2 protein-coding genes are annotated in these 3,051 nt (G+C 42.2%); both read left to right on the top strand.

Annotation, left to right across the window (positions count from 1 at the left end; all coding sequences use genetic code 11):
• A partial coding sequence (locus ACP5L5_RS11480; protein WP_428763941.1) for an ABC transporter permease subunit occupies positions 1–746 on the top strand: 746 nt, incomplete at its 5' end.
• Between the two features lie 53 nt (positions 747–799).
• On the top strand, positions 800–3,051 hold a 2,252-nt coding region (locus ACP5L5_RS11485; protein ID WP_428763942.1), incomplete at its 3' end, for an ABC transporter substrate-binding protein.

Genomic DNA, 3,051 nt, shown 5'->3' on the forward strand with positions numbered 1-3,051 from the left:
CACTATGGTACATACTGGGAGCCGACTACACTGGTGCACCATTATTACTGGACATAATATGGGGACTAAGGTACTTCCTAATCATTGGAGTAATATCAGCAATACTAACAGTTGGCCTGGGCACCTTCCTAGGCCTACTAGCCGGTTACCTAGGTGGTTGGGTTGATAAGGTCTTAAATTTCATATTCAACATGCTTCTCACAATACCATCCTTTGCCCTGTGGCTAATACTAGCCATAATATTTAGATCAAGTAGTCCTATAGTGCTTGGTGTAATCCTGGGAGTTCTTAGCTGGGCTGGCTTAGCTAGGGCTGTTAGGGCTGCTGCATTGAGCGCTAAGAATAGGGATTACGTTGAGGCTTCTAGGCTACTTGGCCTAAACTCACTATCAATAATAGCAAACGACATAATGCCAGCTCTAATGCCTTGGATAGCTATAAACATAATGCTGAGCATTAACGGCGGATTTTACGGTGCAATGGGCCTAGCATTCCTAGGCATAGTACCATACACTAACATAAACTGGGGAGCAATACTAGGTAACGCGTTCTACCAGGAAGCAGCAATATTCACCGCTACGGGAACAATACCAGCAGTAATAATAACGGTAGTATCCATAATAGTATTAATGGGTTTCGTAATGTTCGCTAATGCATTAGGTAACGTGTTCGATCCAAGGTTACGCAGGGAAATTGAAGTTAAATTGGCCATGACGCAAAGGAGCAATTTAAACACCACAAGATAAGTTATCTAACCTGTTCGAATAAAACTTATTAATACGTATCAGCGCTGCTAATTATGGAACTCCAATTTTCAAGTAAAGTAAAGTCAATGGCGCTACTTACAATAGCGGTGATAACAATAGCTGCAGTAAGTTTGAGCATGCTTATTGTTAAACCAGCATCACAACAGCAAATAGTAATAGCTAACCCATCAACATTACTCTATTCCCCAAACCTGCCGCTTTGGAATCCAGTAGCCAGCCAAGGCAGTATGAATAAGTATTGGGGTCAGACCGTTGATGTATATGAATCATTAGCCATGTATAATGACTTAAATGGGCAATTCTACCCAGTTTTAGCGGAGAATTGGACATATATTCCTCAGAATAATACTTTTATAATATACTTAAGGAAGGGGCTCTACTGGTTTAATGGAACGGCCACAATACCCTTCACAGCATGGGATGTCTGGGCCAATATTATTCTTGAGGTTTTAACGTCAGGTCAATATTGGCCAGCCTTGAACAATAGCGATATTGGTGTTTTACTTAGGCAGGTTAGAGTTATTAATAATTATACATTAGAATTGACTAACATGTCTACATGGGGTCCAACAATGGAGATATATATACTTAATCAAGCTAATGCAGTTGAGACACCTTACCCAGTTTGGAAACCAATCCTTGATGAATTACTTGCAATGAATTCAAGCCAAAGGGCAACATTTATTCAAAATAATTTAACCAGAATGAAGTTACCCTACTGGGGTATTTCACCCTGGTACTTAACATACATAAGCTCTACGTATATTCAGACATCCCTTGAACCAAGTAACCTATTGAGTGAGTGGAGTCAAATATTCCCCTACGCTACATGGAATTACTATAACCCATCCATAGTAGTTTACTATGTTGGTGGATCATCACAAGCGATAGCATCACTTGAATCAGGTTCAACAAACTATGCTGGCATGGCATTATCACCACAGCAGATTACTGCGCTTAAGTCAGCCGGCTTCTTCGTATTCTTATCGCCAGGTTACAATGACTTCGGAATATCAATTAATCCGTTAATTTACCCATGGAACATGACTCAAGTTAGGCAAGCCTTAGCGTATGTAATTAATAGGACTGAGGCAGTGCTAGCATGGGCCCCATTATATGTCCCTCAGTGGAATGGTGTTCCAACACCACCGTACACATTGTACACTTATCCAAAATCCGTATTAAGTGTGGTTTATAACTATACGGTAGATTGGAATAAGGCTGCTCAACTACTTCAATCAGTTGGTCTATATAAGAAGGGTAATCAGTGGTACCTACCAAATGGTACGCCATTAACCTTAGACATAGTGGTTCCCAATTATGCGCAGGACTGGATAACAATACTCACCGTTGTGGCAAATGAATTAACCCTATTTGGTATTCCAACACATATAATATCAATTGATGGGGCAACCTTCTGGGGTTCATACTTCTGGAATGGTCAATGGACTGCTGCATCAATGTTTGTTGCGGCACCGATGACTGGCTACTATGGTACATGGCACTTCTACATGTGGCCATGGTGGGTTATACCTCAGATAAACATGGTTCCCAACTGGTGGACAAGCCCATATGGCTGGTGGCCTTTCCAGTGGCCTAACGGTACTTGTACGCCAGTAACCCTATTTAATTATGAAGATGTAGTATGCGTTAACAGTACATTCGGTTACTTCAGCCCCTTCAACTGGACGCTTCACGGTACTAGGTACAGTGGACCAGGTACGCCAGAGTGGACATTATTGACTAAAGTATTGTTCGCTTGGTGGGAATATTATTTACCCGTATTGCCTATTGGCGCATCATTATCCGCAGTAATGGAGTTTAAGCAAGGCCTGGCTGATGTCAATTGGATACTGAACTGCTTACCAGTAACAACACAGCAAGTACTGCTAAATGGCGGTAGTGTAATAGATGGGTTACACGGCTTTTCACCAATATTGTTTGGTTCCTTCGCTCCTCCTGGTGTTGTTCCTCCTTTGGCTCAAGCTATTGCTAATGGTTCGCTTTGGAGCAGGACACCTCAGTTCGCGGCCTTCATTGGTTTACCTGCTCCTGATGCTTCCGTTCAGCAGTGTGTTGCCTCATACTTCCATATACCGTACACCCCAGTGACAACCACTACTACCACTTCGACTACGACTAGTACTTCAACAAGCACCACTACGAGTACTACAACTCCATCAACTAGTACTACAACGACTACTTCAACCACAACAACCACGACGACAACCACGACTACTGCTGTGACTACAGCCACTACTACTGTTACATCAACAAGCACAGC

The organism is Vulcanisaeta sp. (assembly GCF_049966235.1).
GTDB classification, from domain to species: domain Archaea; phylum Thermoproteota; class Thermoprotei; order Thermoproteales; family Thermocladiaceae; genus Vulcanisaeta; species Vulcanisaeta moutnovskia.